General features: G+C 69.5%; 24 protein-coding genes. 10 read left to right on the top strand and 14 right to left on the bottom strand.

Going from position 1 to position 21,925, the window contains the following annotated elements; translation table 11 throughout:
- Window positions 1-248: 248 nt before the first annotated feature.
- A complete protein-coding gene (rpsO, locus tag HOV91_RS25290; RefSeq protein ID WP_039799352.1) occupies window positions 249-518 on the bottom strand; it encodes a 30S ribosomal protein S15 in 270 nt (89 codons plus the stop codon).
- 259 nt (window positions 519-777) lie between these two features.
- Between rpsO and HOV91_RS25285 the strand changes: the two genes are divergently transcribed.
- Window positions 778-1,596 carry an alpha/beta fold hydrolase gene (locus HOV91_RS25285; protein ID WP_174187890.1) on the top strand — a complete coding sequence of 273 codons (819 nt, stop codon included), beginning with the start codon at window positions 778-780 and terminating at the stop codon, window positions 1,594-1,596.
- Window positions 1,597-1,599: 3 nt separating this feature from the next.
- On the opposite strand, the gene HOV91_RS25280 is transcribed toward HOV91_RS25285, so the two are convergent.
- Complete coding sequence (locus tag HOV91_RS25280) at window positions 1,600-2,571, bottom strand: bifunctional riboflavin kinase/FAD synthetase (RefSeq protein ID WP_174187889.1); 972 nt, start codon at window positions 2,569-2,571, stop codon at window positions 1,600-1,602.
- Window positions 2,572-2,880: 309 nt separating this feature from the next.
- Between HOV91_RS25280 and HOV91_RS25275 the strand changes: the two genes are divergently transcribed.
- Both HOV91_RS25275 and HOV91_RS25270 read left to right on the top strand, forming a co-directional pair.
- Window positions 2,881-3,063, top strand: coding sequence for a hypothetical protein (locus HOV91_RS25275; protein WP_174187888.1), 183 nt, complete (start codon window positions 2,881-2,883; stop codon window positions 3,061-3,063).
- A 169-nt stretch (window positions 3,064-3,232) separates the two neighbouring features.
- Window positions 3,233-3,901, top strand: coding sequence for a metal-dependent transcriptional regulator (locus HOV91_RS25270; protein ID WP_174187899.1), 669 nt, complete (start codon window positions 3,233-3,235; stop codon window positions 3,899-3,901).
- Window positions 3,902-4,014: 113 nt separating this feature from the next.
- Here HOV91_RS25270 and HOV91_RS25265 read toward each other — a convergent pair whose 3' ends face one another.
- Together HOV91_RS25265 and HOV91_RS25260 are read right to left on the bottom strand one after the other, a co-directional pair.
- The gene (locus HOV91_RS25265) at window positions 4,015-5,097 is read right to left on the bottom strand and encodes a tartrate dehydrogenase (protein WP_312884766.1); all 1,083 of its coding nucleotides are present in this window, start codon (window positions 5,095-5,097) and stop codon (window positions 4,015-4,017) included.
- A gap of 10 nt (window positions 5,098-5,107) precedes the next feature.
- Window positions 5,108-6,580 (bottom strand): NAD-dependent succinate-semialdehyde dehydrogenase, encoded by a 1,473-nt coding sequence (locus HOV91_RS25260; protein ID WP_174187886.1) that lies wholly within the window; start codon window positions 6,578-6,580, stop codon window positions 5,108-5,110.
- Window positions 6,581-6,713: 133 nt separating this feature from the next.
- Between HOV91_RS25260 and HOV91_RS25255 the strand changes: the two genes are divergently transcribed.
- Window positions 6,714-7,955: an aspartate aminotransferase family protein gene (locus HOV91_RS25255; protein WP_174187885.1), complete on the top strand. Its 1,242-nt coding sequence runs from the start codon at window positions 6,714-6,716 to the stop codon at window positions 7,953-7,955.
- Between the two features lie 68 nt (window positions 7,956-8,023).
- On the top strand, window positions 8,024-8,518 hold the full coding sequence (locus HOV91_RS25250) for a DUF3830 family protein (RefSeq protein WP_174187884.1): 495 nt from the start codon (window positions 8,024-8,026) through the stop codon (window positions 8,516-8,518).
- Between the two features lie 49 nt (window positions 8,519-8,567).
- Here HOV91_RS25250 and HOV91_RS25245 read toward each other — a convergent pair whose 3' ends face one another.
- Together HOV91_RS25245 and HOV91_RS25240 are read right to left on the bottom strand one after the other, a co-directional pair.
- Complete coding sequence (locus tag HOV91_RS25245) at window positions 8,568-9,968, bottom strand: amidase (protein WP_174187883.1); 1,401 nt, start codon at window positions 9,966-9,968, stop codon at window positions 8,568-8,570.
- 12 nt (window positions 9,969-9,980) lie between these two features.
- On the bottom strand, window positions 9,981-10,946 hold the full coding sequence (locus tag HOV91_RS25240) for a D-2-hydroxyacid dehydrogenase (RefSeq protein WP_174187882.1): 966 nt from the start codon (window positions 10,944-10,946) through the stop codon (window positions 9,981-9,983).
- Between the two features lie 86 nt (window positions 10,947-11,032).
- Here HOV91_RS25240 and HOV91_RS25235 point away from each other — a divergent pair, with 86 nt between their 5' ends.
- Genes HOV91_RS25235 through HOV91_RS25225 form a run of 3 tightly spaced genes read left to right on the top strand, consistent with a single transcriptional unit; the run spans window position 11,033 to window position 13,170 of the window.
- A complete protein-coding gene (locus HOV91_RS25235; RefSeq protein WP_312884765.1) occupies window positions 11,033-11,773 on the top strand; it encodes a maleate cis-trans isomerase family protein in 741 nt (246 codons plus the stop codon).
- A gap of 13 nt (window positions 11,774-11,786) precedes the next feature.
- Window positions 11,787-12,518, top strand: coding sequence for a maleate cis-trans isomerase family protein (locus HOV91_RS25230; RefSeq protein ID WP_174187880.1), 732 nt, complete (start codon window positions 11,787-11,789; stop codon window positions 12,516-12,518).
- A complete protein-coding gene (locus HOV91_RS25225; protein WP_174187879.1) occupies window positions 12,505-13,170 on the top strand; it encodes a GntR family transcriptional regulator in 666 nt (221 codons plus the stop codon). Before HOV91_RS25230 ends, HOV91_RS25225 begins: the two co-directional genes overlap by 14 nt.
- Window positions 13,171-13,181: 11 nt before the next feature.
- Here HOV91_RS25225 and HOV91_RS25220 read toward each other — a convergent pair whose 3' ends face one another.
- Window positions 13,182-13,604 carry an EF-hand domain-containing protein gene (locus tag HOV91_RS25220; protein ID WP_174187878.1) on the bottom strand — a complete coding sequence of 141 codons (423 nt, stop codon included), beginning with the start codon at window positions 13,602-13,604 and terminating at the stop codon, window positions 13,182-13,184.
- Window positions 13,605-13,889: 285 nt separating this feature from the next.
- Here HOV91_RS25220 and HOV91_RS25215 point away from each other — a divergent pair, with 285 nt between their 5' ends.
- Both HOV91_RS25215 and HOV91_RS25210 read left to right on the top strand, forming a co-directional pair.
- Complete coding sequence (locus tag HOV91_RS25215) at window positions 13,890-14,513, top strand: hypothetical protein (protein ID WP_174187877.1); 624 nt, start codon at window positions 13,890-13,892, stop codon at window positions 14,511-14,513.
- Window positions 14,503-15,429, top strand: a complete 927-nt coding sequence (locus HOV91_RS25210; protein ID WP_246350764.1) for a hypothetical protein — start codon at window positions 14,503-14,505, stop codon at window positions 15,427-15,429. The genes HOV91_RS25215 and HOV91_RS25210 overlap by 11 nt, the downstream gene beginning before the upstream one ends.
- A 75-nt stretch (window positions 15,430-15,504) precedes the next feature.
- On the opposite strand, the gene truB is transcribed toward HOV91_RS25210, so the two are convergent.
- The 7 genes from truB to HOV91_RS25175 all read right to left on the bottom strand — a co-directional run bounded on the left by truB (window position 15,505) and on the right by HOV91_RS25175 (window position 21,924).
- Window positions 15,505-16,404 carry a tRNA pseudouridine(55) synthase TruB gene (gene truB / locus HOV91_RS25205; protein ID WP_174187876.1) on the bottom strand — a complete coding sequence of 300 codons (900 nt, stop codon included), beginning with the start codon at window positions 16,402-16,404 and terminating at the stop codon, window positions 15,505-15,507.
- Window positions 16,404-17,072 (bottom strand): 4'-phosphopantetheinyl transferase Npt, encoded by a 669-nt coding sequence (gene npt / locus HOV91_RS25200; RefSeq protein ID WP_174187875.1) that lies wholly within the window; start codon window positions 17,070-17,072, stop codon window positions 16,404-16,406. The genes truB and npt overlap by 1 nt, the downstream gene beginning before the upstream one ends.
- Window positions 17,073-17,202: 130 nt before the next feature.
- Window positions 17,203-18,162 (bottom strand): metallophosphoesterase family protein, encoded by a 960-nt coding sequence (locus HOV91_RS25195; protein WP_312884764.1) that lies wholly within the window; start codon window positions 18,160-18,162, stop codon window positions 17,203-17,205.
- 58 nt (window positions 18,163-18,220) lie between these two features.
- Window positions 18,221-19,519, bottom strand: coding sequence for an MATE family efflux transporter (locus tag HOV91_RS25190; protein WP_174187896.1), 1,299 nt, complete (start codon window positions 19,517-19,519; stop codon window positions 18,221-18,223).
- A 557-nt stretch (window positions 19,520-20,076) separates the two neighbouring features.
- Window positions 20,077-21,078, bottom strand: coding sequence for a DHH family phosphoesterase (locus HOV91_RS25185; protein WP_174187874.1), 1,002 nt, complete (start codon window positions 21,076-21,078; stop codon window positions 20,077-20,079).
- Between the two features lie 13 nt (window positions 21,079-21,091).
- Window positions 21,092-21,535: a 30S ribosome-binding factor RbfA gene (rbfA, locus tag HOV91_RS25180; RefSeq protein ID WP_043728499.1), complete on the bottom strand. Its 444-nt coding sequence runs from the start codon at window positions 21,533-21,535 to the stop codon at window positions 21,092-21,094.
- 98 nt (window positions 21,536-21,633) lie between these two features.
- On the bottom strand, window positions 21,634-21,924 hold the full coding sequence (locus tag HOV91_RS25175) for a DUF503 domain-containing protein (RefSeq protein ID WP_039799368.1): 291 nt from the start codon (window positions 21,922-21,924) through the stop codon (window positions 21,634-21,636).
- Window position 21,925: the final 1 nt, after the last annotated feature.

The raw sequence follows: 21,925 nt of genomic DNA, 5'->3' as shown, positions 1-21,925 counted from the left end.
GCCCTCGCACCGCGCGGCGCGATCCGGCCAACTTCCAGCCGCGTGCCCCGAGTAGCGAGTTCCGTGCCTACGCGCCCAGCCCACCCCAACCACGTCTTTCGAGCGAAGCGAGACCGAGCATGCGTCGTTCGCGGCCCGGCTCGCGTCCGAGTGACCGCCGCGCAAGCGACGAAGGAGCAAGCGGCGGTCACTCGGACGCGAGCCACAAGAGGGCCGCGAACACGCCGCGCCGAAGGCGCGGCCAAAAATTACCGCCTGAGCCCGAGCCGCTCGATCAGCGAACGGTAGCGGTTGATGTCGTTGTCCTGGAGGTACTTCGACAGCCGCTTGCGACGACCGATCAGCGCCATCAGGCCGTGGCGGGTGTGGTGGTCGTGCTTGTGCTTCTTCAGGTGCTCGGTGATGTCGGCGATCCGCTTGGACAGCAGCGCGATCTGCGCCTCCGGCGAGCCGGTGTCCTTCTCGTGCAGGCCGTACTCGGCGAGAATCGCCGACTTCTGTTCGGTGGTCAGCGCCATGGGGCATCCACTCCTGTTTCTCAGTTCCGCGCTCGAATGTCCGGTCACCCGGGTGCGGGCGCCACCGCGGACCGCAGCAAACCCGAGGGACCACCCTACCGGACCGAGCTCTTCCGGCTGAAATCGCACGTCGATCGGCTCGGCCGACCGCTTCGGACGTGCCGCGCACGGAAGCGCCGGCTTTACCTTCCGGGTAATCGACTCGCCGCGCATCGGCTGCGAATCTTTCTCTCGTACCGCCGAATACGAGGAGACAACGATGCCTTACCTGGAGACGACCGACGGCACCCGCCTGGCCTACGAGGACTACGGAACCGGAGCGCCGCTCCTGTTCCTGGCCGGGTGGGCGCTCGATGCCGAGATGTGGGAGTACCAGGTCCCGTTCTTCGTCGAGCAGGGTTACCGCTGCGTGCTGCTGGATCGGCGGGGCCACGGCCGCTCCGATCGCCCGTCGGCCGGATACGACCTCGACACCCGCGCCGACGACGTGGCCGAGCTGATCGAACGGCTGGACCTGCGCGACCTGACCCTGGTCGCGCACTCCGCGGGCGGCGCGGAGCTCGCCCGTTACCTGGCCAGGCACGGCACCCGGCGGGTGGGACGGATCGCGCTGTTCGCCACCACGCTGCCGTTCCTGCGGCAGACCGAGGACAACCCGGAGGGCCTGCCGGACGAGTTGAGCCGCGCTTCGGTCGCCCAGTGGCGCACCGACCGGCCCAAGTGGTTCGCCGATCGCGCCCAGGGATATTTCGCCACCCACCTCGGCAACGACGTGTCCCCCGCGCTGATCGACCACGAGACGCGCCGCTGCCTGTCGGCCTCACCGTGGTCCACCATCGCGGTCTGGGAGTCGACCTTCTCCTCCGACCACCGCGAAACGCTGCGGAATCTGCCGATTCCCGCGCTGGTCGTGCACGGCGTGCCGGATCAGTCCATTCCGATCGACGCCAGCAGCAGGCGCACGGCGAAACTCATCCCGGACTGCGTCTACAAGGAGTACCCGACCGCCGGGCACGGGCTGTACGTCACGCACGCCACCCAGCTCAACCAGGACCTGCTCGAGTTCATGAAGTCCTGACGCTCACCCGGCGTCGGCGGCGGTGAGGATCTTGCGCGCGGTCTCCACGTCGCGGCCCATGCACTCGATGAGTTCGTCCACGGACTCGAACTTGCGCTGGCCCCGGATGTGCTCGACGAAGTCGACCGCGACGTGCTGACCGTAGAGGTCGGCCTCGCCGTCGAGCACGTACGCCTCGACGGTGCGGGCGCGGCCGGAGAAGGTCGGGTTGGTGCCCACCGAGATGGCGGCCATGGCCCGCTCGCCCGGGGTGACGGTGCCGATGGTGGGGCCGGGGCCGAGCACGGTGAACCATCCCGCGTACACGCCGTCGGCCGGGATCGCGGCGTGCATCGGCGGGGCGACGTTCGCGGTCGGGAAACCGAGCTGCTTGCCGCGGCCGTCACCGTGTACGACGACGCCTTCGACCCGGTGCGGCCGTCCCAGCGCCTCGGCCGCGGCGGCCATGTCGCCCGCGTCGACGCACGCGCGGATGTAGGTGGAGGAGAAGGTCACGGCGTGTTCGGCGAGCAGTGTCACGCCGTCGACCTCGAAACCGAAGCGCTTGCCGAGCTCGCGCATGGTCTCCACCGTGCCGGCGGCCTTCTTGCCGAAGGTGAAGTTGTCGCCGACCACCACTTCGACCACGTGCAACCGCTCCACCAGCAGATCGTGCACGTATCGCGCGGGGGTGAGCTTCATGAATTCGTGGGTGAAGGGCATGACGCAGAAGACATCCACGCCCAGTTCCTCGGCCAGTTCGGCGCGGCGGGTCAGCGTGGTCAGCTGCGCGGGGTGGGAGCCGGGGCGCACCACTTCCATCGGGTGCGGATCGAAGGTCATCAGCACCGCGGGCACGCCGCGCGCGGCGGCGGACTTCACGGCCCGGCTGATCAACTGCGCGTGGCCGCGGTGCACACCGTCGAACACACCGATCGTGAGGACACAGCGCCCCCAGTCCGCGGGCACCTCGTCGAGACTTCGCCATCTCTGCACAGTGCGCAGCCTACGCAAATCAGGTAGCGAACAGTATTCGGGCGTGCGGATCTCACACAACACTTCCCCGCGCCGCGAGCCGGCGCGGAAGGCGGGATCGGCGTACCGGCGTCATCCGCCGACCGCCGAGTGGCCGTGGCTACCGCACGACGGTGTTTCCGCCGTGCGGAAGCGTCGGGGTTCACGACGCCATCGGCGGAAACTCCGCACGTCGGAAACGCGCCGGACGGATTCGTGAAAGTGCCGAGTTCGCAATTGTTTCCACGCCCTCCCGAGCGTGCTTCCGACAGGAGCGGAAAAGGTCCAGCTGTGGAAATGCGCGAGCGTCCGGCGCGCCGGTTCGCGCACGGCAATGGCACGCTCGAGCGTCGAAACGGTTCAGCCGCGTATCGCGCGCTGCGCTGGATCACTGCGGCACCTGGTGCGGGCGTCGAGATCGCGGCGCGAACGGCTCCGATCCTGCGCGAACGCCGCTTCGCCACCGGCGGATGAACGTCGAATCGCGATTCGTTTGCGATGGCCCGGCGGCGGGCCGCAGGATGTGTGTATCGGCACGCTAGTGCCTAAGCTCGGGTGTGTGCCCGGTAAACGAGATATCGCCACTCGACGCGAGCTGGCCGACGCCCCGGTTCCGGGCGATCCGCACGGCGGTACCGCGACGATCGCGCCTGTGCTCTCGTCGGTCGCCCAGGACTATCTGAAGGTCATCTGGACCGCGCAGGAATGGTCGCAGGAGAAGGTGACCACGAAACTGCTCGCCGAGCGGATCGGCGTGTCGGCCTCGACCGTCTCCGAAGCGGTGCGCAAGCTCGCCGACCAAGGGCTGGTCGAGCACGCCCGCTACGGGGCGATCACCCTGACGCCCGAGGGCCGCCGCGCCGCCATCGCGATGGTGCGCAGGCACCGGCTCATCGAGACCTTCCTGGTGAACGAACTCGGCTACGGCTGGGACGAGGTGCACGACGAGGCCGAGGTGCTCGAGCACGCGGTCTCGGAGTTGTTGATGGCGCGCATCGACGCGAAACTGGGCTACCCCGATCGCGACCCGCACGGCGACCCGATCCCCTCGGTGGACGGCGCGGTACCCACCCCGCCCGCGCGCCAGCTCAGCGACTTCCACGCGGGCGAGCACGGCCGGGTCGCCCGCATCTCGGACGCCGATCCCGACATGCTGCGCTACTTCGACTCCGTCGGCATCGCCTTGGACACCATCATCACGGTGGTCGAACGCCGCGACTTCGCGGGTACCATCGCCATCCGCATCGGCGCCACCGAAACCGCCACCGACCTCGGGCGCCCCGCTGCCGAGGCCATCTGGCTCACCGCCTGAGCCACCGGTCGGCTCGGTCGCGCGTCCACTCGAGAATTCCCCGCCGTCACGGGGCGGCGGCACGCCACCGGGAACAGCTCCATGGCGCACCGCCGTAGTCACGTCGCGACCGGTCAGCCGTGTTCGGCTGACGCGGGCCGACGGACCAGTTCGGCGGCGCGCGCGGCGATGGCGTCGCCGAGGTCCGAGGTGGAATCGGTGCCGCCGAGGTCCGGGGTCCGGATCTCCCCCGCGGCGAGCACCTCGCAGACGGCTCGGTCTGTCGCGGCGGCCGCGGCGGACTCGCCGAGATGGTCGAGCAGCATCGCACCGGCCAGAATCTGCGCCACCGGGTTCGCGATGCCCTGACCGGCGATGTCCGGGGCGCTGCCGTGCACGGCCTCGAACATCGATGGGCCGGTGCGCTCGGGATTGATGTTCCCCGACGGGGCCAGACCGAGCCCGCCGGTGACAGCGGCGGCGAGGTCGGAGAGGATGTCGCCGAAGAGATTCGACCCCACGATCACATCGAGCCGGTCCGGGTGCAGCACGAGTTCGGCGGCGAGCGCGTCGACGTGCATCTGCCGCGTCGTCACCTGCGGGTAGTCCGCCGCGACGCGTTCGAAGACACTGTCCCAGTACGGCATCGAGTGGATGATCCCGTTCGATTTGGTGGCCGAGCACAGTCGCCCGGACCGTTCGGCGGCCCGCTCGAACCCGTAGCGGATGATCCGCTCGCACCCGATGCGGGTGAACACCGACTCCTGGAGCACGAATTCGTCGGGGCGGCCCTCGTTGTGGATGCCGCCGATCCGGGAGTACTCGCCCTCGGAGTTCTCCCGCACGATCAAGATGTCCAAGTCGTCGGCGGTCCGGCCGCGCAACGCCGACTCCGTGCCGGGGAGCAGGCGCACCGGGCGCAGGTTGACGTACTGCCCGAAGGCGCGGCGCAGCGGGATCAGCAGCCCCCACAGCGAAACGTGGTCGGGCACGCCGGGAAAGCCGACGGCGCCGAGCAGGATCGCGTCGAAGCCCGCGAGGCGTTCCACGCCGTCGGGCGGCATCATCGCCCCGGTGCGCAGGTAGTTCGCGCAGGACCAGTCGAATTCGGTCCATTCCAGGCCGGGCAGCACGGCGTCGAGCACCCGCACCGCCGCCGCGGTGACGTCGACTCCGATCCCGTCACCCGGGATGGTGGCGATGCGGTACTCGCTCACTGGCACTCCTTCACAGTCGCACTCCGATGTACTTGGTCTCCAGGAACTCGTCGATCCCGGTGCGTCCGCCCTCGCGTCCCAGCCCGGACTCCTTGACCCCGCCGAACGGTGCGGCCGGGTTCGACACCACGCCCTGGTTGAGTCCCACCATGCCGGTTTCCAGCGCCTCGCACACGCGCAGACCACGCCGGAGGTTCTCGGTGAACACGTAGCTCACCAGCCCGGAAGGGGTGTCGTTGGCCCGGCTCACCGCCTCGTCTTCGGTGTCGAAGACGCCGATCGCGGCGACCGGTCCGAAGATCTCGGTGTGGCACAGCTCGGCGTCGTCGGGGACGCCGACCAGCACGGTCGCGGGATAGAAGGTGCCAGGTCCGCCCGGCGCGGTGCCGCCGGTGAGCACCGTGGCGCCGCGGGCGCGGGCGTCGTCCACCAGGCGTTGCACCTTCGCGACGGCCTCGGCATCGATCAGCGGCCCGACCACGACGTCCGGTTCGGTGCCGCGGCCCATCGGCAGGGCCGCCATCCGCTCGGCGAGCCCGCGGGCGAACTCCGCGGCGACGCCGCGCTGGACGAGAATGCGATTGGCGGCGGTGCAGGCTTGGCCGATATTCCGCATCTTCGCCGCGAGAGCGCCCTCGATCGCCTCGTCCAAGTCGGCGTCGTCGAACACCAGCAGCGGCGCGTTGCCGCCGAGTTCCATCGAGGTGCGCATCACCGTCTGCGCGCACTGCGCGAGCAACTGCTTGCCGACCGCCGTCGAGCCCGTGAACGACAGCTTGCGTGAACGGTCGTCCAGGATCAGCGGCGTCATCACCGCGGCGGGCTCGGCCGTCGTGATGACGTTGACCACCCCGGCGGGCAACCCGGCGGCGGCCATCACCTCGGCCAGCGCCAGCATCGAAAGCGGCGTCTGCTCAGCGGGTTTCACCACGCAGGTGCAACCGGCCGCGAGCGCGGGCGCGATTTTGCGCGCGCCCATGGCCACGGGGAAGTTCCAGGGCGTGATGAGCAAACTCGGGCCGACCGGTTGCCGGGTCACCAGGAAGCGCGACCCGCCGGTGGGCGCGGGCATGTACCCGCCGTCCAAGCGCACGGCTTCCTCGGCGAACCAGCGGAAGAATTCCGCGGCGTAGGCGATCTCGCCGCGCGCCTCGGCCAGCGGCTTGCCCATCTCCAAGGTCGCGATCAGTCCGAGCCGTTCGGTATCGGCCAGCAGCGCGCGATGCACGCGCATCAGCAGATCGCTGCGCTCCCGCGCCGGAGTGGCCGCCCAGTCCGGTTGCGCCGCGCATGCCGCGTCCAGCGCGGCGAGCCCGTCGGCCGGGTCCGCGTCGGCCACCGCGCACAGCGTCGCGCCGGTCGCCGGATCGCTAACCGGCAGCGTCCGCGCGGTCGTACGCCACTGCCCAGCGATGAACAGGCCGCGCGGCACCGTGTCGATCGCGGCGCGCTCGGCGGCGCTGAGGGCGCTTTCGGTGAGCATCGTCGGTAGCTCCTTTCGTCACCCGGGCAGCGTTCGGCCGTTGCCGCGACCCGTGCCGCCATGTTATGCATATTGTCGACAATCCGACAATAGACAATGCCGTACCCATCCCCGCTCCGGGAGGCGAACCACCATGACCGAGCTCTCGCCCATCCTGAAACAGGCCACTCCGGTGACCGTCGACCACGGCGCGGGGTGCTACCTCTACGGCACCGACGGCCGCCGCTATCTGGACTTCACCGCCGGTATCGGCGTCACGAGCACCGGCCACTGCCACCCGCATGTGGTCGCGGCGGCACAGGCGCAGGTCGCCACGCTCATCCACGGGCAGTACACGACCGTGCTGCACCGGCCGCTGCTGGAGCTGACCGAACGGCTCGGCACGGTACTGCCCGACGGGCTGGACACGCTGTTCTTCGCCAACTCCGGCAGCGAGGCGATCGAGGCCGCGCTGCGGCTGGTCCGCCAGGCCACCGGGCGGCCGAACGTCGTCGTCTTCCACGGCGGTTTCCACGGCCGCACCGTGGCCGCCGCGACCATGACGACCTCCGGCACCCGGTTCTCGGCCGGGTTCAGCCCGTTGATGGCGGGTGTGCACGTCGCGCCGTTCCCCACGGCGTACCGCTACGGCTGGAGCGAATCGGAAGCCACCGCCTTCGCGCTGCGCGAACTCGACTACCTCTTCGCCACGCTCACCTCCCCCGCCGAGACCGCCGCGTTCATCGTGGAGCCGGTGCTCGGCGAGGGCGGCTATGTGCCGGGTAACACCGAGTTCTTCCGCGGGTTGCGCGAACGGGCGGACCGGCACGGCATCCTGCTGGTCTTCGACGAGATCCAGACCGGTTTCGGGCGCACCGGAAAATTCTTCGGGCATCAGCACTTCGGCGTCCGGCCCGATGTGATCACCATCGCGAAGGGCTTGGCCAGCGGGTTCCCGCTGTCGGGCATCGCGGCCTCGCGCGAGCTGATGGCGCGGGCGTGGCCGGGTTCGCAGGGCGGCACCTACGGCGGCAACGCGGTGGCGTGCGCGGCGGCGATCGCCACGCTCGACGTCATCGAGTCCGAAGGGCTGGTCGAGAACGCGGCCGCACGCGGCGCCCAGCTGCTGGGCGGCCTGCGCGAAAGCGCCACCAAGGCGATCGGTGACGTGCGCGGCCTCGGCTTGCTCGCGGGCGCCGAGTTCACCTCGGCCACCGGCGAACCCGATCCGGCCACCGCCGCGGCCGCCCAGCGCGCCGCGGTGGACAAGGGACTGCTGCTGCTGACCTGCGGGGCGCACATGAACGTGGTCCGGATGATCCCGCCGCTGATCGTCACCGATACTCAGATCGAGGACGCTCTGGCGATCTGGTCCGAGGTGCTCGCCGAGCTGTAGCGCCCGCGCACACCACCCCGTCCGCTCGCCGGGCCCGCCCGGCGGCACCGATCAGGAAGCAGGAACGCATGGCCCGCTACATCACCATCACGCTCACCAAAGCCGCCGTGACCTGCCGCGCCCGTCTGCTCGACGAGGAGGCTCCGCGTACCTGCGCGGCGGTATGGAACGCCCTGCCGCAAGAAGGGGGTGCCTTCCACGCCAAGTACGCTCGCAACGAGGTCTATACCCTGCTGCCCCGCATCGGCGCGGCCCCGCACCGGGAGAATCCGACGGTCACCCCGATTCCCGGCGACGTGTGCCTGTTCGACTTCGAGCCGTGGGAGATCGGCAATCCGGCCTACGGCTACGAGCCCGGCTCGGCGGCCGAGCACGAACGCGGAGCCACCGACCTGGCGCTGTTCTACGGCCGCAACAATCTGTTGATCAATGGAGACCTCGGCTGGGTGCCGGGCAATGTCTTCGCCACGATCGAAGAGGGGCTCGCCGACATCGCCGCGGCGTGCAACTCGCTGTGGCTGCACGGCGTCCAAGGCGAGACACTCGCCTTCGCCCGAGCCTGAAAACCGATGCCCCAGATGGCCCCGCGACGACTCGCGGGGCCATCGGCGTTCAGGAGGCCAGCACGAATTCGGCGTAGCGGGCCACCGCGAGCACCAGATCGTCCGAGTGGCGCGGGCCGACGATCTGCAACCCGACCGGCAAGCCCGCCCGGGTCGTGCCCGCCGGGATGCTTATCGCGGGTTGCTGGGTGAGATTGAACGGGTAGGTGAACGGGGTCCACTCCGGCCAGCTGCGCAGGCCGCTGCCCGGGGGCACGTCGTGTCCCGCCTCGAACGCGGGAATAGGCACCGTCGGAGTGATCAGGACGTCGTAGTCGGTATGGAAAGCGCCCATGGTGATGCCGATCTGCGCCGCCACGTTACGCGCGGCCAGATAGTCGACGGCCGTGACGGTTTCACCACGCTCCCATACCGCGCGCAGACCGGGGTCCACCCGGTCGCGGGTGCCTTCCGGGAAGCCGGACAGCATGGTGGCCGCGCCGGCCGCCCACAGCAGCTCGAACGCCTCGCGTGGATCCCCGAACCCGGGATCGGCGACGCCGACCCGGAATTCGGCTTCGGCCAGGCGAGCCACCGCCGCCTCCACGATCGCCGCGACTTCGGGGTCGACCGTGGCGTAGCCGAGCGTCGGCGAGTACGCCACCCGCAATCCACGCACCTCGCGGTGCATCTCGGCACGGAACACGGTGAGGGTGGGGGCCAGCGCGGTCGGGTCGCGCGGGTCCGGCAGCGACAGGATGTCCATCAGCAGCGCCGCGTCCTCGACGGTGCGCGTCATCGGCCCCGCGTGCGCCAGCGGACCGAACGGGCTGGCCGGGAACAGCGGAATCCGTCCGTAGGTGGGCTTGAACCCGACGATGCCGCAGAAGGCGGCCGGGATGCGTACGCTGCCGCCGCCGTCCGTGCCCACCGACACCGGGCCCATGCCCGCCGCGACGGCCGCGGCGCTACCGCCCGACGAGCCGCCCGCGGTGGTGGACGGATCTGCCGGATTACGGGTGACACCCGACAGCGGACTGTCGGTGACCGCTTTCCACGCGATCTCCGGTGTCGTGGTCTTGCCCAGGACCACCATGCCGTCCTCGCGCAGCCGGGCCGCCACGGGGCTGTCCACCGGCCACGGTCCGGCCGCGTCGATCGACGTGGAGCCACGCCGGGTGGGCCAGCCCTCGGTGAGAAAGACGTCCTTGATCGAGACCGGCACCCCGTCGAGCAGGCCGCGGGCGTGGCCGGACTGCCAGCGCGCCTCGGAATCCTTCGCTTGCACCAAGGCCCGATCGGGATCGACCAGACAGAAGGCGTTGAGCGCGCCGTCGCGGTCGGCGATCGCGCGCAGGATCGCCTCGGTCGCCTCGACGGGCGACAAGGTGCCCGCCGCGTATGCCGAGACCAGGTCGACCGCGGTCATGGCGGTCGGGTCGGTGGGTTGTTTCCTGTCGGGGTAGCTCATGGATGGGCTCCTTCAGCCGGGCACGTACCCCAGCCTTTTGTCGACCACGTTGTCCAGCGGACGTCCGGCGATCCAGTTGTCGAAGTTCTCGGTGAACGCGTTGACGATCTCGGTGCGCCATCCGATGAAGTCACCGGAGTTGTGCGGAGTGATCCGGACATTGGGCAGTTCCCACAGCGGGTGATCGGCGGGGAGCGGCTCTGGGTCCACCACATCGAGCGCCGCCGCGGCGATCGATCCGGTGCGCAGCGCGGCGACGAGGTCGTCGGTCACAACGAGTTCCCCACGGCCCACGTTGACAAACCTCGCGTGTGGCTTCATCGCGGCGAACGCAGCGGCGTCGAACATGTTCCTGGTCAGCTCGGTGAGCGGGGCGACAGCGACGACGTAGTCGGCGCCGGCCAGTTCGGCGTGCAAGTCGGTGGCGACCTCGCCGAAATCCGGATCCGACGCACGCTCCCGTCGGCCAACCGCGCGCACGCGCATCCCGGCCGCGCGCAGCAACCGGGCGATGTGGCGGCCGATCGAGCCGGTGCCGACGATCAGCGCCGTGGCGCCCGCGACCCGTTCGGACTCCCGGTGCCGCCACTCGTGCCGCTGCTGCAGCAGCAGTGAGCCGGACAGGTCCTTGGCGAAACCGAGGATCTGCCCGAGCACGTATTCGGCGATCGCGGCGTCGAAGACGCCCCGGGTATTGGTCACGACCACGTCGCTAGCCCGCAGTTCGGGGAACATCGCCGGGTCGACGCCCGTGGATCCCATGTGCACCCACCGCAAACGGTCGGCGGCGTGCCACGCGCCGGGCAGCGCGCGCGTGCGGAAGTCGTAGACGAACAAGATTTCCGCCCCGCGCAGAGCCCGGGCCAGACCGGGCGCTTCGGTGTACCGGATGGTGGCACGGTCTGCTATCCGGTCCATGCGCTCGGCGTCGGGCACACTGTCACTGTGCAGGACGGCGACAATCGGGCCCGCTTCCACATTGACACACTAAGATGACATCGTATGATTGTCAACAATCCGATCGTGTTCGGAGGTCGTCCCGGCTGAGCGCGAGAGGGGCCGTAGTGGATCTGAGCTTTCCCGACCTCGAGGGGCCCGTGGCCCAACGGGGTATCGGGATCATCGCACCGTTCGATCTCGCCCTCGAACGGGAGCTCTGGCGCTGGGCGCCGTTGGAGGTGAGCCTGCACCTGGCGCGCACTCCCTACGAGCCGGTCCCGGTGTCGCTGGAGATGGCCGAACTGGTCTCGGACGCCGCGCATCTCACCGCGGCCACCCGCAACGTACTGCACGTGGAGCCCGAAGTGGTGGCCTACCTGTGCACATCGGGCAGCTTCATCAAAGGTCTCGCCTACGAGAAATCGCTGCGCGACACCATCTGCCAGGCCGGGGCGCAGGACGCGGTCACCACCTCGGGCGCGCTGCTGGAAGCCATCCGCCATCTGAACCTCACGCGGATCTCGGTGCTCACTCCCTACGACGAGATCCTCACCCACCGGCTGCACGAGTTCCTCGCCGAAGCCGGGTGCTCGGTCGTGCGCTCCGACCACCTCGGGCTCGGCGGCGGCATCTGGAAGGTCAGCTATCGCACGATCGCCGAACGCATCCTCGCCGCCGACGATCCCGCGGCCCAGGCCGTCTTCGTCAGCTGCACCAACCTGCCGACCTACGACGTGATCGAGCCGCTGGAGAACGCGCTCGGCAAACCGGTGCTCACCGCCAACCAACTCACCATGTGGGCCTGCCTCAGCCGGATGAAGCTCCCGAGGATGGGCCCGGGCAAGTGGCTACTCAACGTTTTCTGAAGGAAGAACACCCATGCACGCACCCACCGTCGGCTTCATCTACCCCGACCACGCGGCGGAGGACGACTACCCGCTCGCGGCGGCGGCACTCGGCGCGCACCTTCCGGTAGCCCACATCTACGGCACCGATCTGCACGCCGTCCCGGAACTGCTCGAGCTGGGCAGTCCGGAGAAATTGCGCCTCGGCGCTGCGCTGCTGGCCCCGCAGCACCCCGACGCGATCGTCTGGGCGTGCACCTCCGGCAGTTTCGTCTACGGACCGGCGGGCGCCCGCGACCAAGTGCGCGCGCTGGCCGAGGCCGCCGGTGTGCCCGCGACCAGTACCAGCATCGCGTTCGCCGATGCCGTGCACGCGCTGGGGCTGCGCACCGTCGCCGTCGCCGCCAGCTACCCCGACGACGTCGCCCGGCTGTTCGTGGACTTCCTCGCCGACGCGGGCATCGAGGTCGTCGCCATGTCCAGCGCGGGCATCGATACCGCCGCCGAGGTCGGCACCCTCACCGCGAGCCAAGTGCTACGGCTGGCCGCGGCCAACGACCACCCCGACGCCCAGGCGCTGCTCGTCCCCGACACCGCGATGCACACCATGGCGGTGCTGCCGGAGCTGGAAGCTACGCTGGGCAAACCGGTGCTCACAGCCAATCAGGTCACGATCTGGGCGGGCTTGCGGCTGGCCGGCGCCGAGCCGGTCGTTCCCGGGCTCGGCACCTTGTTCGCGGAAAGGCAGGCCGATGTCCGTCGTTGATTTCGAGCCGGTGAACCGGCAGTCGACCGCGGAGATGATCGCCGATCGGCTCCGCGAGGCGATCATGCGCGGCAGTCTCGCGCCGGGGTCGCAGCTGGGCGAGGCCGACCTCGCCGCGCGGTTCGCGGTCTCGCGCGGGCCGGTGCGCGAGGCGATGCAGCGCTTGGTGTCCGAGGGCCTGCTGCACAGCATCCGCCACCGCGGCATCTTCGTCATCGAACTGAGCCTCGACGACGTCGTCGACATCTACCGGGCCAGAACGGCGCTGGAGGGCGGTGCGCTGGAGCTGATCCTGGACGGCCGCCGCCCGATCGCCGCCGAGGCGCTCGCGCCCAGCGTCGATGAGATGGTCGCCTGTGCCGCCCGCGGTGACGCGGTGGGTGTCTCGGATGCCGATCAAGCCTTCCACGAGGCGCTGGTGCAGAGCGCGGCCAGCCCACGACTGGTTCGCGCGGCGCGCACCCTGCTGATCGAAACGCGGATGTGCCTGGGCGCTTTGCAGACCACCTATCCGGACCTCCGCGAACAGGCTCGCGAGCACGTCGAGCTGCGCGAAGCGATCGCCACCGCCGAGCCCGCGCGCGCCCGCGCCTTGCTCATCGAGCACATGGACGACGCCGTGGAACGGCTCCGTCGCCAGATCGTCTCCTGAGCGCGCGGCGACTACCGGGCGAGGAACTCCAGCAGCGCGCGGAATTCCGGCAGCGAGAGATAGCCGTCGCCGTCCCGGTCCGCGGCGGCCAGCAAGCCGTCCGCCGGTTCCTCGATCCGGCCCGCCCCGCAGTGGCGGATCAGCGATTCGAGTTCCTCGACGGAGATGCGGCCGTCGCCGTTGACGTCGAAGACTTTGAACGCGGCGTCGGCGTCTGAAACCTCGATGCGCCCGCCCGCCAGCGCCGCGTCGAACTCGGCTCGGGATACCAGGAAGTCACCGTCGGTATCGGCGGCCGCGACGAGCCGTTCGACCGCCGCGTCGTCGACCTCGAGGCCGAGCGCCCGGATTCCCGCCGTGATGTCCGCTACCGAAACGAGTCCGTCCCCATCGCGGTCCCACAACCCGAACGTGTCCACCGGTCCATCACTCATGCCCGCTACCTTCGCCGCAACTACCGACCACGGCCGTCAGGAACTGGTGTGGCCGACCACCCCACACTGTACGGAATCCCTTGCGGGAGTAGCTGTCGACAGCCTTCCGGCCCTGCCACGCAACGTGACGTTCGGACAGAACGGCAACCGGCTTCCCGTTGACGACCTGCGCCACCGATTCACCCGAGCGCAGTCGAGAATTGAGCTGCGTGAACGGCGCCGGCGTTGAACAATAGGTGGACGACGCCGATCGGGCCGGAAATCGCAGAGAGACGGCAGCATCTCATGGGTGTGAAATGCCAAGGGCGCGCGGGATCGCGCATCGTCATCTTCTTCATAGCGTTCGCCGCCGCCCTCGCTGCCCTCAGCGGTTGCGGTGACGAGGACGCACCGTCCGACGTGGGCAGGACCGGCATACCCGAGGTCCGACCGACGGTCGGCGTCTCCGGCAACCCAGGCGGTTCAGGAGACGGCGGCCGCGGCGCGAAGGGCATTCCGGTCGACCTTGCCCAATTCGATTTCAGCACAGGCGATCCTGCCGACGACGTCGTGAAAAGCATACGGGCCCAGATGGCCGGGAACTGCGACAAGAAGAAGCTCCCCGTCGACTGCGTAACGGTCACGAAGAAGCCCAAGAATTCGGCGCCGACGCCAACCTGCACGTCTTCCGAGGACGGGATACCGGTCACCAAGGGGTACGAGTCCTTCGTGGGTGTCGACCCGCAACTGCCGTCGGCTGGTTACCCGCCCGACGCCACCATCGCCTCCGGTGGAGTGATCACCGTTTACACCAAGACCTGCGTGCCCGAAACCGACTCGGAAAATGGTGGTGGACAACCGAGCACCACCACGACGAAGCCCGTCACAACCACTGCGCCGCCGACGACTTCGAAGCGCAATGGCGGCTGACCCCGCGCCGCCGGACCGACCTCGGGAAGAGTCGTCCACCTTCGCCGATCTCTCCCACATGGCGCAGCTTCTCGGCCAGTTCGTCGCCCCGGCCACCCTACTGGCGGGCCTGCTGTTCTATTGGGGGTTCTTTCACGCCCGTGGATTCTGCGGATACTTCGGCATAGATTCGCAGGTACTCGGATTCAGCACGACCGATTACGTCATGCGCAGTGCCGACGGGTTGTTCGTCCCATTGGCGATATGCGCGGTGGTCGCACTGGCCGTCACGTGGGGAAAGGTGGCGATCCCGCCCGCCGTCCTGTCCGGTTCCCCACCCAGGTGGCTGCTGATCGTCGCGGCGATCACCGGTGGACTGCTGCTGCTCAACGGACTATCCCAGCTCTGGTTCGACAACCCGCTGAACTGGACGATCGGAGTCGCACCATCCTGCTTGATCGTCGGTTTGCTGCTCCTGTGGGGCGTCGTGCGCCTCCGCCGCCGACAGCTCGCCGCCGCCTCCGCCACCGCACCGTCGACGACCACGCCGCTGGAATGGGGTCTGGTCTTCCTGCTCGTCGCGGGCAGCTTCTTCTGGGCCGCCACGGACTACTCGCTCGCCGTGGGGATCGGCCGCGCCCAACGATACGAGTCCGAGACCCTGCGCACAGCCCCCGGGCTGACCATCTACGCCGAGAAAGCCCTCGATCTCAAAGCGCCTGGTGTCACGGAGACAGCCTGCACGCGAGCCGACTCGGTCTACCGCTACCGCTACGACGGGTTGGTCCTGATCATGATGGCCGGAGACAATCTGGTCACCGTCCCCAGAACATGGTCTCGTGCACAAGGCACCGCGATCGTGCTGGCCCGCAACGGCTCCGGCGCCATCAGACTGGAGTTCACCAGGCCCGTCACCGCGAAACCGGCGGCGTGCTGAGCGCACGCGGCGGCACGGGAATGGTCCGCACGCGCGAAATCGCGCCGCGAGCAGGTATGCGGGAGAGTTCGGCCCCTACAGGTTCGCCGGGCGTACGACCATGACCGATGCGGCTCGCTTGCCGCTTTCCTGGACCAGTGCGATCGCGCGGCCGTCCGGATCGAGAGCGGCATAGACGCCGGCCATCCCGATGGGGTCGAGCCATCGGCCGTTGCGGAGGTCGTCGGCTTGCGCGGCGTCGATGTCGCGGTGCGGGAAGGCGGTGCGCACGGCCTGGTCCATGTCGAGGCTCAGGGGCGGCGCGCCCGATTCCGCGGCGGCGGCCAGTTCCTCGAGGGTGCGGGCGTGTTCGAGGGTGAACGGCCCGACTCTGGTGCGGCGCAGCGCGGTCAAGTGGCCGCCGACGCCCAGCGCGGCGCCCAGATCCCGCGCGAGGGCACGCACGTAGGTGCCCGAGGAGCATTCGACCACCACGTCCAGGTCCACGAAATCGCCGACGTCGCGACGGGCGAGCACCTCGAAGCGTGACACCGTGACGGGGCGGGCGGCCAACTGCACGTCTTCACCCGCGCGGTGGCGGGCGTAAGCGCGCTCACCGTCGACCTTGATCGCGCTCACGGTGGCCGGTATCTGATCGATGTTCCCGGTCAAATCAATTGTGCGCGTAGCTATCTCGTCGTTGCCGAGGTGGCTGGCCGGGGTCGTCGCGAGCACTTCGCCTTCGGCGTCGTCGGTGGTGGTCGCCTGTCCGAGCCGGATCGTCGCGGTGTACGCCTTGGTGGTCAAGGTGAGCAGGCCGAGCAACTTCGTCGCGCGTTCCACGCCGAGCACCAGCACCCCGGTCGCCATCGGGTCGAGGGTGCCCGCATGGCCCACCTTCTTGGTGCGCAATAGCTTCCGGCATTTCGCTACGACGTCGTGACTGGTCCAGCCACCGGCCTTGTCGATGACGAGCAGCCCGCCGAGCGCGTCCATCAGACGTGCGCGATCGCGGTCAGGATGTACCCGTCGGTGATCAGCCAACGGCCGTCGAACGAGTGCAGCGGCGGTCCGCCGTCGGTGGTCTGCCCCGGCACCAGCAACTCGGTGCGGAAGCTGCCGCGCCCGGAATGAGCGGAGCTGTCGGCGATCTCGAAGGTGATGTGCGCTTCCTCGAAGCCCAGCCAGCGCACCGTCAGCGGAAACCACGCCTTGTAGGTGGCCTCCTTGGCGCAGAACAGCAACCGGTCCAGGTGCAGCTCGGAGTCGGTGGTCTTCAGCCAGTCCCGCTCCTGCGGCAGGCTGACCGAGTCCAGCACGCCGTCGGGCAGGGGGGCGTGCGGTTCGGCGTCGATGCCGATGGAACGGAATCGCAGCTTGTGGCCGAGGGCGGCGGCGCGGTAGCCGTCGCAGTGGGTGAGACTGCCGACGATCCCGCGCGGAAACACCGGAGCGCCGCGCTCGCCCTTGCCGATGGCGACCGGCGGCTCACCGAGTTGCTCGAGCGCCAGCCGGGCACAGTGCCGCGCGCCGATGAAGTCACGACGCCGCTTCTCCACCGACTTGGCGATGAGATGCTCCTCCGCCGGATGCGGCCGCAGATCCTCCGGGTACGCCAGCAACTCGGCCGAGGCCACACCCGTGGGCAGAATGTTCTCGATCATCACCGATGAGCCTAGTCGAGCCGCACCGGGCGGGTTCGCAGCGCCATTCGCCGTCCCGTACTCGATCAGCACTGCTGCCGGCCGGGCTGCGGTCGCCTCGAATACCGGCCGGGCGAACGGTTCGGTCCAGCTATGCCAATCCGCGCCGCTGCTGTGCTTTGCTGCGCATCTCCGCGGCGGCGGCTTCCATCTCCGGGGTCAGCTGGAAGTGACCGCCCCACTTGTTCAGCGTGCCCGGCGGGTACTGCGGGGTGGGCAGGATCTGGCGCAACAGCCGCTCGGGCAGACCGCGGCGCTGCCATTCGCGCGGGTAGCCGAGCGAGACCTCCTCGAACCGGACGCCGTCGTAGTGCGAGGTGCGCGGGATGTGCAGGTGGCCGTAGACCGAGCACACCACGTTGTAGCGCGTGTGCCAGTCCGCGGTGAGCTCGGTGCCGCACCACAGCGCGAACTCCGGGTAGAACAGCACGTCGGTCGGCTGCCGGATCAGCGGGAAGTGATTGATCAGGACGACCGGGGTGCCGGGGGCGAGCGCGTCGAGTTTGCGCTTGGTCACCTGCACCCGGGCGTGACACCAGGCGTCCCTGGTCAGGTACGGCTCCGGCGAGAGCAGGAACTCGTCTGTCGCCACCACGTTGCGCTCCCGGGCGATCGCGAGACCCTCGGCCTTGGTGGTCGTGCCTTCCGGCAAGAACGAGTAGTCGTACAGCAGGAACATCGGCACCAGCGTGACCGATCCGCCGTACTCCTCGGCGCCCGCGCCCTGCCAGACCGGGAAGGGATCCTCCGGCGTGAGCACATCCAGGTCGCGGCACATCGACACCAGGTAGTCGTAGCGCGCCACCCCCGCCATCTGCACCGGGTCCTTCGCCGTGGTCCACAGCTCGTGGTTGCCGGGCACCCAGATCACCGTGGCGAACCGGCTGCGCAGCAGTTGCAGCGCCCACCGGATGTCCTCGGTCTTCTCCCCCACGTCGCCGGCCACGATGAGCCAGTCCTCCGGCGAGTCCGCCCTGATCTGCTCGACGACCGGCCGATTCCCCTGGTGCCCGACATGGATGTCGCTCACCGCCATCAACTTGGGTATCACCACACCTACCTTGGCACATCCGTTCGGATTCGCACGCACCGGCCGAGCCGGGTGTCGGTCACCTCGGCACTTCGGCGCCGACCAGGGCCCACCGGCCCGACAGCGCCCGCCACGCGACGGCCAGCAGCCGCAACATCATGAACGCGGCGAGACCGGACCAGATTCCGGCGACGCCCCAGTCGAAGGCCAGCGACAGCCAGATGGCGGGCAGGAAGCCGAGCAATGCCGCACCGAGAGTGGTGGTGCGCAGATACGCCGCGTCGCCCGCACCGAGCAGAACGCCGTCGAGAGCGAAGACGATGCCCGCCACCGGAATGAGCGCGACGAAGAACCACCACACCACGTGAGCCCGCTCCAGCACCGCCGGGTCGTCGGTGAACAGCGCCGGGATCGCCACCGCTCCGGCCGCGAAGCAGGCGGCCAAGCCGAGGCTGAAGATCTCCGACCAGCGGGTCACCCGCCGCGCGATACCGCGGGCGCCGGTGGCGTCGCCCGCGCCCAGCGCCGCGCCGGTGAGGGTCTGCGCGGCGATGGCCAGTGCGTCCAGGGCCAGCGCCAGGAAGTTCCACAGTTGCAGCACCAACTGGTGGGCCGCCACGGACGCGGCGCCGAACCGCGCGGCGACCGCCGCCGCCGAGACGAAGCACGCCTGGAAAGCGAAACTGCGGGCGATGAGGTCGCGCCCCAGCACGAGCTGGGCCCGCATGACGGGCCACCGCGCGGCGAGCGGCACCCGTTCGCGGACCAGAGCGTTCAGGAACAGCAACGCGGTGACGACCTGACCCGCGACGTTCGCCACGGCGGAGCCCGGCAGGCCCAGGTGCGGCGCACCGAGCAGTCCGTGCACCAGTGCCGGGCACAGGATGCCCGACACCACCAGCCCGGCCACCACGTAGACCAGCGGCCTGCGGGTCTCCTGCACGCCGCGCATCCAGCCGTTGCCCGCCATGGCGATCAGGATCAGCGGCACGCCCAACAGCGCGATCCGCACCCACGCCAGCGCTTGCGCGGCGATGTCGCCGCCGCCCGCGATCGCGTTGGTCACCGGCACGGCGAACGCCTGCGCCAGCAGCAGGATCGCGGCGCCGACGCCGATCGCGATCCAGGTGGCCTGCACGCCTTCGGCGACGGCTCCCCGGTGGTCGCCCGCGCCGTGGCGACGCGCCGCGCGCGCGGTGGTGCCGTAGGACAGGAAGGTCAACTGCGAACTGGTCTGCGCCAGGATCAACCCGCCGACCGCGAGACCGGCCAGCGCGAGCGCACCGAGCCTGCCGACCACGGCCAGATCGAACAGCAGGTAGATCGGCTCGGCGACCAGCACGCCGAGGGTCGGCAACGCAAGGCCGAGAATGCGCATCGGCCCCGCCGCGGCGGCACGGCCCGACTCCGGCCCATCCGCGGGCAGGACTGGGTCACCGATCTCCGCGCCACTGGAACCCTGCGCGTTCACCTACACCTCCCCCAGCGCGTCCACCATCGTTCTCTCACCTTCGCACGACGCACCGACAAATACGGCTGAGTGCGGCTCCGGTGAGCGTTTACTGCCGCAGCACGCAGCTCGGGTCGCGCGGACGTCGCGACAAGGGTTCCGGACCGGCAGGGCGACGCCGATGACCAACGGCCCGCCGACCGCGCGGGCGACCCGGCCCGGTCGCGTGGGCGAAATGGCAAGTGGGCGTCCTCGCCGCCACAGAGCACGCGAGTTTGCCCCGGAACGGGGCAGGCGACCGCGTGCGCCGCATCCGAAGACATCACTTCGGCGAAAACCATCCAGCGCCGAGGCGGCGTCCGGCCCGCGATGACATTGCGGCCCAGTCGATCAACCGGCCCGAGCATGAGCGGAGCCCCGACAGTGGCGCGGGTCACCGCTTTTGTCGAAGCCGACCCCGAAACCACTGGTACACAAACCAATCCTCACCCGAGCGCGGCCAGCAGCGCGCCGACCAGATCCTCGGGCGTGCCGTGCGCGGTGTATCCGGCGGCGAAACGGTGGCCGCCGCCGCCCAACGCGGTCGCCACCTCCGCGACGTCCACCCCGTCGCCCGCGCACGATCCGCTGTCGCGCGAGCGCAGCGACACCGTCCACCGGTCGGGTACCACGCGGGATTGCTTGAACACCGCGGCGACTCCCGCTTCGGCGGTGGTGCGCACGATATCGATCACGCTCTCGACTTCCTCCGACCGCACGTCATCGATGTCGTCGCGACGCACGAACGCGTACACCAGTCCCACACCGCCGCGCACGTCCGGGACCAGCTGCGCCGTCCCGAGCACCCGCGACAGCATGGGCAGCCACCCGAACGGGTGGGTGTCCATCAACGTTCGCGCGATCTCCGCTCCGTCTATCCCGGTGGCCAGCAACCGCTCCGCCAGTTCGTGCGTACCCGGCCGCACCCACCGGAACGAGCCCGTGTCGGTGACCAGACCGGCATAGAGGCAATACGCCACGTCCGCATCGATCGGCACGCCCCAGGCGTCGAGCAGCCGGGCGACCAGGCTGGTGGTGGACTCGGCGCCAGGATCGATCACGTTGATCGCGCCGAAACGCGTGTTGGATCGATGATGATCGATCACCATTGTCGTTGCCGCGCCGGGCAATCGGTCGGCGAGCGCGCCGAGCCGGCCCGCGCTGCCGCAGTCGACCGCGACGAGCAGGTCGACCTCGGCGCGCACCGCGGCGGGCGCCACCAGATGCCGCACGCCCGGCAGCGACCGCATCGACGCGGGCAACTCCGCCGGTTCGGCGAACGACACCTGCACCGGGATCCCGCGCCGGTGCAAGACCAGCGCCAGCGCGAGACCGCTTCCCACCGTGTCCGCATCGGGCTGCACATGGCACACGACGGTCACCGAGCGCGCGGCGTCCAGCGCCGCCACGGCCGTGTCCAGGTCGGCCGTTTCCCGCATCGTCGTCATCGACTACCGCATGTCACTCGTCGGCGTCGCGTTCGACCTTGTAGGGGTCGGCTTCGCCCGCGTGCCTTGCCGTCGCGGCCACCTTGGCGACCTCGTCGTCGGCGGCCCGCGCCCTGGCGAGCAGTTCCTCCATCTGCCGGGCCGCGTCGGGCACCCGGTCCAGCACGAATGCCAGCGTGGGGGTGAACTTCACCCCGGTTCCCGCGCCCACCTTGGAGCGCAGCACGCCCTTGGCCTTCTCCAGACCGGCCGCCGCGCCCTCGTAATCCGGTTCGGCGTCGAGGGTTTCGCCCATCACGGTGTAGTACACCGTCGCCTCTCGAAGATCGCCGGTGACCTTGGCGTCGGTGACGGTCACGAAACGCAGCCGCGGATCCTTCACCTCGTATTCGATCGCGGTCGCGACGATCGAGGAAATCCGCTTGGCGAGTCGGCGTGCCCTGGCTTGATCCACCATGGCCGTTTCCTCCTCACTACTAATCTGTCGATGGCGGGCGGAGCGTGGACCGGTGTGGCCCACCCGGGCTCCGTCCTCCGCGCCGTCGCTGGGCCGCCTCAGTCCTCGGGCCCGAAGATTCGGCGGCGCACCGCCAGCAACTGTAACTCCGGACGGGCCGCGACGTGCCGTTCACAGCGGTCCAGCACCTCGGTCAGGTGATCCATGCCCGCGCTGACCATGGCCACGCCCAGGAGCGAGCGACGGTATAGATCGTGTTCCCCACCTTCGGCCGCACTCACACCGAAACGCTGCAATTCGGCCAGAATCGGCCGGATCACCGAACGTTTCTGTTTCAGCGAGTGCACGTCGCCGAGCAGCAGGTCGAACTCCAGTGCACCCAGGTACACA

The sequence above is a fragment of the Nocardia barduliensis genome, assembly GCF_013315795.1.
In the GTDB taxonomy this organism is placed as follows: domain Bacteria; phylum Actinomycetota; class Actinomycetes; order Mycobacteriales; family Mycobacteriaceae; genus Nocardia; species Nocardia barduliensis.
The sequence above is the reverse complement of the archived record's forward strand: the minus strand, read 5'-3'. Positions and strand labels throughout refer to the sequence as shown.

Coding starts and splice junctions, on each gene's coding strand:
- rpsO (WP_039799352.1), bottom strand. CDS start 518: ATGGCGCTGACCACCGAACAGAAGTCGGCGATTCTCGCCGAGTACGGC.
- HOV91_RS25285 (WP_174187890.1), top strand. CDS start 778: ATGCCTTACCTGGAGACGACCGACGGCACCCGCCTGGCCTACGAGGAC.
- HOV91_RS25260 (WP_174187886.1), bottom strand. CDS start 6,580: ATGCTCACCGAAAGCGCCCTCAGCGCCGCCGAGCGCGCCGCGATCGAC.
- HOV91_RS25255 (WP_174187885.1), top strand. CDS start 6,714: ATGACCGAGCTCTCGCCCATCCTGAAACAGGCCACTCCGGTGACCGTC.
- HOV91_RS25250 (WP_174187884.1), top strand. CDS start 8,024: ATGGCCCGCTACATCACCATCACGCTCACCAAAGCCGCCGTGACCTGC.
- HOV91_RS25245 (WP_174187883.1), bottom strand. CDS start 9,968: ATGAGCTACCCCGACAGGAAACAACCCACCGACCCGACCGCCATGACC.
- HOV91_RS25230 (WP_174187880.1), top strand. CDS start 11,787: ATGCACGCACCCACCGTCGGCTTCATCTACCCCGACCACGCGGCGGAG.
- HOV91_RS25225 (WP_174187879.1), top strand. CDS start 12,505: ATGTCCGTCGTTGATTTCGAGCCGGTGAACCGGCAGTCGACCGCGGAG.
- HOV91_RS25220 (WP_174187878.1), bottom strand. CDS start 13,604: ATGAGTGATGGACCGGTGGACACGTTCGGGTTGTGGGACCGCGATGGG.
- HOV91_RS25215 (WP_174187877.1), top strand. CDS start 13,890: ATGGGTGTGAAATGCCAAGGGCGCGCGGGATCGCGCATCGTCATCTTC.
- HOV91_RS25210 (WP_246350764.1), top strand. CDS start 14,503: ATGGCGGCTGACCCCGCGCCGCCGGACCGACCTCGGGAAGAGTCGTCC.
- truB (WP_174187876.1), bottom strand. CDS start 16,404: ATGGACGCGCTCGGCGGGCTGCTCGTCATCGACAAGGCCGGTGGCTGG.
- npt (WP_174187875.1), bottom strand. CDS start 17,072: ATGATCGAGAACATTCTGCCCACGGGTGTGGCCTCGGCCGAGTTGCTG.
- HOV91_RS25190 (WP_174187896.1), bottom strand. CDS start 19,519: ATGCGCATTCTCGGCCTTGCGTTGCCGACCCTCGGCGTGCTGGTCGCC.
- HOV91_RS25185 (WP_174187874.1), bottom strand. CDS start 21,078: ATGACGACGATGCGGGAAACGGCCGACCTGGACACGGCCGTGGCGGCG.
- rbfA (WP_043728499.1), bottom strand. CDS start 21,535: ATGGTGGATCAAGCCAGGGCACGCCGACTCGCCAAGCGGATTTCCTCG.